The 6862-nt window shown below is 62.9% G+C and carries 6 protein-coding genes; 2 read left to right on the forward strand and 4 right to left on the reverse strand.

Annotated features, from left to right (window positions below; all coding sequences use genetic code 11):
• The first annotated feature begins 198 nt into the window (after nt 1-198).
• Nucleotides 199-1098, forward strand: coding sequence for an RNA polymerase sigma factor RpoH (gene rpoH / locus JQ629_RS35130; protein WP_192736706.1), 900 nt, complete (start codon nt 199-201; stop codon nt 1096-1098).
• 333 nt (nt 1099-1431) lie between these two features.
• Here rpoH and JQ629_RS35135 read toward each other — a convergent pair whose 3' ends face one another.
• The 4 genes from JQ629_RS35135 to JQ629_RS35150 all read right to left on the reverse strand — a co-directional run bounded on the left by JQ629_RS35135 (nt 1432) and on the right by JQ629_RS35150 (nt 5167).
• Nucleotides 1432-2055 (reverse strand): peptidoglycan recognition protein family protein, encoded by a 624-nt coding sequence (locus JQ629_RS35135; RefSeq protein ID WP_212416509.1) that lies wholly within the window; start codon nt 2053-2055, stop codon nt 1432-1434.
• A 38-nt stretch (nt 2056-2093) separates the two neighbouring features.
• A complete protein-coding gene (locus JQ629_RS35140; protein WP_212416510.1) occupies nt 2094-3311 on the reverse strand; it encodes a GGDEF domain-containing protein in 1218 nt (405 codons plus the stop codon).
• Between the two features lie 724 nt (nt 3312-4035).
• Nucleotides 4036-4650: a LysE family translocator gene (locus JQ629_RS35145; RefSeq protein ID WP_212416511.1), complete on the reverse strand. Its 615-nt coding sequence runs from the start codon at nt 4648-4650 to the stop codon at nt 4036-4038.
• A 121-nt stretch (nt 4651-4771) separates the two neighbouring features.
• Nucleotides 4772-5167, reverse strand: coding sequence for a response regulator (locus JQ629_RS35150; protein ID WP_212416512.1), 396 nt, complete (start codon nt 5165-5167; stop codon nt 4772-4774).
• A 148-nt stretch (nt 5168-5315) separates the two neighbouring features.
• Between JQ629_RS35150 and JQ629_RS35155 the strand changes: the two genes are divergently transcribed.
• Nucleotides 5316-6179, forward strand: a complete 864-nt coding sequence (locus JQ629_RS35155; RefSeq protein WP_212416513.1) for an SDR family NAD(P)-dependent oxidoreductase — start codon at nt 5316-5318, stop codon at nt 6177-6179.
• Nucleotides 6180-6862: the final 683 nt, after the last annotated feature.

Raw genomic sequence — 6862 nt, forward strand, 5'->3', positions numbered from 1 at the left:
AGCGATGCTATGCCAATAGGTTATGGCAGGCACACGGGGACGTGACGTCAGCATTCCTTCCCTATCGGCGCCCATTTGGTGTATGTTGCACCTGCGCTGAATATCCAGCGCGGAACATCGCAGCCTGGTCGGCTTTAACACAGCGATCACCTGCCGGGCCCGCCGCTATCGGGGGCCTGAACCACTGGAGGGCGCTCAATGGCCCGTACAGCTACGTTGCCGGTTCTCAATGGAGAATCCGGCCTTTCTAGATACCTCGCCGAGATCCGCAAATTTCCGATGCTGGAACCCCAGCAGGAATACATGTTCGCCAAGCGTTGGCGTGAACATGACGATCGCGACGCGGCACATCACCTTGTCACCAGCCATCTCCGGCTCGTCGCCAAGATCGCCATGGGCTATCGCGGCTACGGCCTGCCTATTTCCGAGGTCGTCTCGGAAGGCAATGTCGGCCTGATGCAGGCGGTCAAGCGGTTCGAACCCGAAAAGGGCTTCCGACTCGCTACCTACGCCATGTGGTGGATCAAGGCGTCAATACAAGAGTACATTCTGCGTTCCTGGTCGCTCGTGAAAATGGGCACCACCGCGAACCAGAAAAAGCTGTTCTTCAACCTGCGCAAGGCGAAGAGCAAGATCTCCGCGCTGGACGAGGGCGATCTCCGCCCCGATCAGGTGGCGATCATTGCCAAGCGCCTCGGCGTGACGAATCAGGACGTGATCGACATGAACCGCCGCCTCGGTGGCGACGCGTCGCTCAACGCTCCGATCCGCGACGACGGTGAAGCCGGCGAATGGCAGGACTGGCTGGTCGATAATTCGCCCAACCAGGAAGCCATCATGGCTGAACACGAGGAGTTCGATCATCGCCGGCAGGCGCTGAACGGCGCCATTGGTGTGCTCAACCCGCGCGAACGCCGCATCTTCGAGGCGCGGCGTCTGGCGGAAGAGCCGATGACGCTGGAAGACCTCGCCGCCGAATTCGGCGTGTCGCGCGAGCGCGTGCGGCAGATCGAGGTCCGCGCTTTCGAGAAGGTGCAGTCGGCCGTCAAGGGCACGATTGCCCGGCAGGAAGCCGCCGTGCTCGAAGCCGCGCACTAGTTTCGCGGCCAAGCCAATGAACGACGAAAGCCGGCGGCAACGCCGGCTTTTTTGTTGTTTGGAGTGGCTCGCCACCCAACGCTGTCGTCCCCGCGAAGGCGGGGACCCATACGCCGCAGCAGATGTGAGATAGGCAGTGTTAGTTGCCTTTCTTGCCACGTCGCATCAATGAAGATTTGTGGCTATGGGTCCCCCGATGTGCAATTGCACATCTGAGCTCAAGGCCGGGACGACGAGTTGAGAGACCGCCGGCCTCCAACAATACGCCGCAGATAATCCGCAATACTGGTGGACTGGTTCAACGTGCTCCAGCAGCACGCCGAGACTGAGAGCTTACTCGCCCCACTCCCGCGCCAGCTTTGCAAGCTCGCAGCCTTCGCAATACCGGGCGTCCTTGAAGTCGATCCAGTTATGCGCATAGACCCGCGTCAGCGGGATGCCGTAACGCGCGCGCAGTACCTTGACCAGGATACGCCACGCCGCCACCTGCGCCTCGGTGGGGCCGCGCGTCACGTCGGGAAAATTGCCGGCGAATTCCACGCCGACCGAATTGTTGCCGACCACCTGACGAAAGGTCGGGCGGTTGTCGATGTATTTGTTGTCGTTGCGGTTGCCGCCGTCGCCATGGGTCGGCACCAGATTTTCCGGCACCGCCCAGTACACGGTGCCGTCGGTTTCGACCCAGACCATGACGCCGCGCCGCGTCGGATTTTTGAATTGCGCCTGCGCACCGCCGCGGGCCGAGCCGGCCGGGCCTTCGGTCTGGTGCACGATGATGTTGCGCCAGGGATGCGCCTTTGCAACGTCGCCCCATGGCGCCAGCCAGACTATCTTCAACCCCGGAATCTCGGGCGTGCCGGACGATCGCGCGATGGTGGCGAGGTCTGGCGTTTGGGCAGCAGCGGGAAGAGTGAACGCGATGGCGCAGAGCGCAATCGCAAGGCGGCGGAGCTTCATACGGCGGGATCCAATGACGACCCCTTGAGTAACATGGTTCAGGCGCGCTTGCGCAAGCTCGCATCCGCCAGCACGGATATTTCGATCCCGGGCGCCAGCGGTGGCGCGGGCTCGTAGGTCGCAAAGCAATTGCGGCCGCCCTTCTTGGCGTCGTAGAGCGCATGGTCGGCGGCCGCAATCAGACGGTCGGGGAACGCCCCCATCTCCCGCGTCCACTGTGCGACGCCGATCGAGACCGAGATCGGAATATCCTTGCCCATGCATTGCTCGGCATCGGCGCGGCATACTTCCAGCACCCGGCGCGCGATCATCGCGCCCTCGCGCAAGGTCGAGGACGGCAGCACGATGCAGAACTCGTCGCCGCCCGACCGCGCCAGCATGTCGCCGGGGCGCAGTCGGGTTTGCGCCATCAGGGTGAAATGCTGCAGGCAGGCGTCGCCGGCGGCGTGGCCGTAGGTGTCGTTGATGCCCTTGAAGCCGTCGAGGTCGATCACCAGCAGCGCGAACGGCTGGTTGCTGCGCTCCGAGCGGGCGCATTCCTCAGTCAGGCGCTGCACCAAATGGCGGCGGTTGCCGACGCCGGTGAGGTCGTCGAGCAGCGCCAGATCGGCGACTTCGCTGCGCAGATGGTCCATCGCCATCAGCAGGAAGCCGAAATTCAGCGCCATCGACAGGAACACCATCACCAGGATCATGCCCGACTGCACCGGGCTGAAATGCATGTAGTTGACGTTGGCGAAGATGCCGCCGACCAGCCGGACTCCATAGATGACGATGATGAGGCTGGCGACGATGGCAGCCAGCCGCGCGCCCGGATTGACACGGCCGTGATGCGGGGTCAGCAGCAATTTGATGCTCAGCGCCAGCGGAAGTACCTGGGCGATGGTGAAGATGGTGATGCGCGCCGGCGCGCTGTCATAGGCGAACATGAAAAAGCAAAGGCCGGCGAAGCTCAGCCCCATGACCAGCCAGGTGGCGCGCCACGACACCGGCTTTTCGAAGAATTTCTGGACGCCCATCGCGGCGAGGCAGAGCGCGAAAATCATTGCGGTGCCCGCGCCGAGCAGCGGCCAGAGTGCGTCGGTCACGACGCGCAGCATCGCCACGGCCGCGCCTGCCGCCGCCATGAACGAGGAGCCGGTCCAGTATCGCGCGGCATAGAACGACGGATAGCTGCGGATCACGTAGGCCCAGATCAGACCCAGCGCGAGAAAATTGATGACGAACACCGTCCACAGCGTCGGAACGCTCAGCATCGCGTGTCCGGGACGTTTGCGGCCCCGTCTCCCCTGTTAGATCGCCCCATCAGATCGCTCAAGGCTTGCACCTCCGCGGGCATTTCCCCGATCGACAATCCCCGTTGTCTTACGGACAAGGTGCGCCCTTCTCGCTTAACGGACTCTCACCGTCGCCGGGTAATCAATACCGTGGTTTTAAATTGATGAAGAGCGCGCGCGTTGGGGCATCGTTAAGCATGACGCGCGCCGCGCGATCGGCGCTACCGAACGGCGTTTTGGCGGAAAAGCACATCAAAATGCATAACACCTGTGGATAACGTGATGACGGCGACGTGACAGCACGCGGCATCGCGCCGCGAATCTGTTGCAATTGCAATCGAGGATGTTGCGAGGTTGGCCCTCCGCCAAGCATGCCTCGGAGTCGCGTTTCAATCCATTAAAACCTTGAGAGGATTTACTATGGCTAAGAAAGCGAAGAAGGCGAAAAAGGCGAAGAAGGTGAAGAAGGCCAAGAAGTCGAAGAAGTGAATTTTGGCCCGGGTGGGGCGCTCAGTTCCGCCCGGGCTTCCACCTTCAAGGCCCCCACTTTCAAGGCTTCACTTTCAAGGCTCTACTTACGTTCAAGGCTTTACGTACGTTCAAGGCTTTCACTTTCAAGCCTCCCAATTGCAAAACCATTCGATTTCGAAAGCAGCGGGCCTCGGGCCCGCTTTTTTGTACCCGTAACATTTGTGCCCTGATTCTATCTCTCCGCAAACGCCAACTTCGCGCCCAGCGCGGCAAATCCCGCCGCGAAGCTGCGGCGCAGCCAGGCCATTACCCTCGGCCGGGTAATGACGCGGTCGCGGACGCCGGCCGCGAACAGGCCGTAGAGCGCGAACACCGCAAACGTCATCGCCATGAAGACCCCGCTCAATTCCAGCATCCGCGCCAGGGGATAGGCCTCATCCACCGCGATGAACTGCGGCAGGAAGGCGAGGAAAAAGATCGAGAGTTTTGGGTTGAGGATGTTGATCAGGACGGCCGTGACGATCACCCGCCGGCTCGATCGCCCCGGCGCCGGCCGGGCGTCGATCGCAAGCACACCGGTTTCGCGCAGCGCCTGCCAGGCCATGAAGAGCAGATAGACCACGCCGCACCATTTCAACACCGCGAACGCCAATGCGCTGGTATGCAGCACGGCGGCAAGCCCGAGCATCGCGGCCAGCATCTGCGGCAGGATCCCGAGCGTGCAGCCGAAGGCGGCGGCGATCGAGGCGCGGCCGCCTTGCGTCAGCGCCACCGCCAGCGTGTAGAGCACGCCGGTGCCGGGGGATGCGACCACGATCAGCGTGGTGAGCAGGAAGGACCATGTCATCAACGAGACCCCATTGGCTGCGAAAGCGGCGCCGGTCGGCCATATCATGCCGCGGCCGGTTGCGAAAGCAGCGCACCCGAAACCCTGGGATCACGAAGCCGTTGGTTACGCTCGACGTCAGCTACGCCTCGCCCATCCGGCTCCAGGCGATCGACATCCTTTCCGCCTCGCGGATCACATCCAGCGGCGCCCAGGGCTTCGCCCAGAATCTGGCGCCATCCGGCAACTGCTGCCGCAGCGGTTTGCCGGAGGTCACGATCACATCGATGTCCGGATTGATGTTCTTGGCGAGATGCGCGAGCTCCACGCCGTTCTTGTGGCCGGCGAGCTGGACGTCGGTCATGACAAGCACGAGGCTCGCCCCCGCCTCCTCCAGCACCAGTTCGGCGGCCTCCGCGCTTTCGCACTCGATCACGTCCATGTCGCTTTCTTCCAGCAACAGGCAGATCATTTCCCGCTGCTTCGGATCGTCTTCGACAACGAGTGCGGTCGCACGAAAGGGTTTTGATTGTCCCATGAGTCGCCCTCCTGAATGGGTATTCATCAACCTAACGGGGGTTAAAGCCGAAAATCGCTTTATGTTCGGTTCCAATTTGCGAAAGATGCGGGAACCCGCGCCGCAACGCGCGCCTGCCTGTTTTCTCACCTGTCGGAGCTGACCTCGCATGACTGCCATCAATGGATCGGCCGCCGCCGTGACCGGCGCGGCCAGCGGCATCGGCCGCGCTTTGGCGCTTGAACTGGCCGCGCGCGGCTGCGATCTCGCACTGGCCGACCGCGACGAGGCCGGGCTGCAGCAGGTCGCCGCCGAGATCGCCAAGACCGAGATCGCGAAGGCGCACCAGCGCAAGGTCACCACGCACCGCGTCGATGTCGGCGAGCCCGGCCAGATCGCGGAATTCGCTGAAGCCGCCAGCGCCGCGCATCCCAGGCTGAACATCGTGATCAACAATGCCGGCGTCGCATTGCTCGGACAGTTCAGCGAGATCGAACAGGCGCAGATGGACTGGCTGTTCAACATCAATTTCTGGGGCACGGTGCACGGCACGCGCGCGTTCCTGCCGATTTTGGCGAAGCAGCGCGAGGCGCATATCGTCAATCTCTCCTCGATCTTCGGCATCATCGCCCCGCCCGGCCAGACCGCCTATAGCGCGGCGAAATTCGCGGTGCGCGGCTTTTCGGAAAGCCTGCGGCATGAGCTCGCGATGGCGAACAGTTCAGTGCGATTGTCGGTGGTGCATCCCGGCGGCGTCGCCACCAGTATCGTACGCAACTCCCGCACCGGCACCGGCGTCACCGACAACGCCCGCCGCGCGCAGTCGATCGACCGCTTCGACGCAGTGGCGAAGACGACGCCGCCGGCGGCGGCACAGCGCATCATCCTCGGCATCGAGAAAAACCAGCCGCGGATTCTGATCGGCAACGACGCGTGGTACATGGATCTCCTGCAGCGCTTCCGGCCGGCGACGTATTGGGCGGTGCTGGCGAAACGGCTGGAAAAGGCTGTCAACGCTGGGAAGGTTTCGTAGCTCGCCACACATTCGGTGTCGTCCCGGCGAAGGCCGGGACCCATACTCCGCGGCAGTCGTTGTTGAAGCAGGTCTCTGACGCCCGCGCTCTCGCCGAGAGGCCGCGGCGTATGGGTCCCGGATCGCGCTTCGCTTGTCCGGGACGACGAAGACAATTTCGCGTTTCGGTTTTCATCCTTGCTCCGCGTCGTCCCGGCGAAGGCCGGGACCCATACTCCGCGGCAGTCGTTGTTGAAGCAGGTCTCTGACGCCGGCACTCTCGCCGAGAGGCCGCGGCGTATGGGTCCCGGATCGCGCTTCGCTTGTCCGGGACGACGAAGACAATTTCGCGTTTCGGTTTTCATCCTTGCCCGGTGTCGTCCCGGCGAAGGCCGGGACCCATACGCCGCGGCAGTTGTTGTTGCTGAAGGTCGCTAACGCCAGCGCTCTCACCGAGAGGCCGCGGCGTATGGGTCCCGGATCGCGCTTCGCTTGTCCGGGACGACGAAGACAATTTCGCGATTCGGTTTTCATCCTTGCCCGGTGTCGTCCCGGCGAAGGCCGGGACCCATACTCCGCGGCAGTTGTTGTTGCTGAAGGTCGCTAACGCCAGCGCTCTCACCGATGGGCCGCGGCGTATGGGTCCCGGATCGCGCTTCGCTTGTCCGGGACGACGAAGACAATTTCGCGTTTCGGTTTTCATC

This window comes from Bradyrhizobium sp. AUGA SZCCT0222 (genome assembly GCF_018130205.1).
In the GTDB taxonomy this organism is placed as follows: Bacteria; Pseudomonadota; Alphaproteobacteria; order Rhizobiales; family Xanthobacteraceae; genus Bradyrhizobium.

What these genes read in the sequence shown, in the direction of transcription:
- JQ629_RS35145 (WP_212416511.1), bottom strand. Translation starts at nt 4,650, where the DNA reads ATGACATGGTCCTTCCTGCTCACCACGCTGATCGTGGTCGCATCCCCC.
- JQ629_RS35150 (WP_212416512.1), bottom strand. Translation starts at nt 5,167, where the DNA reads ATGGGACAATCAAAACCCTTTCGTGCGACCGCACTCGTTGTCGAAGAC.
- JQ629_RS35135 (WP_212416509.1), bottom strand. Translation starts at nt 2,055, where the DNA reads ATGAAGCTCCGCCGCCTTGCGATTGCGCTCTGCGCCATCGCGTTCACT.
- rpoH (WP_192736706.1), top strand. Translation starts at nt 199, where the DNA reads ATGGCCCGTACAGCTACGTTGCCGGTTCTCAATGGAGAATCCGGCCTT.
- JQ629_RS35155 (WP_212416513.1), top strand. Translation starts at nt 5,316, where the DNA reads ATGACTGCCATCAATGGATCGGCCGCCGCCGTGACCGGCGCGGCCAGC.
- JQ629_RS35140 (WP_212416510.1), bottom strand. Translation starts at nt 3,311, where the DNA reads ATGCTGAGCGTTCCGACGCTGTGGACGGTGTTCGTCATCAATTTTCTC.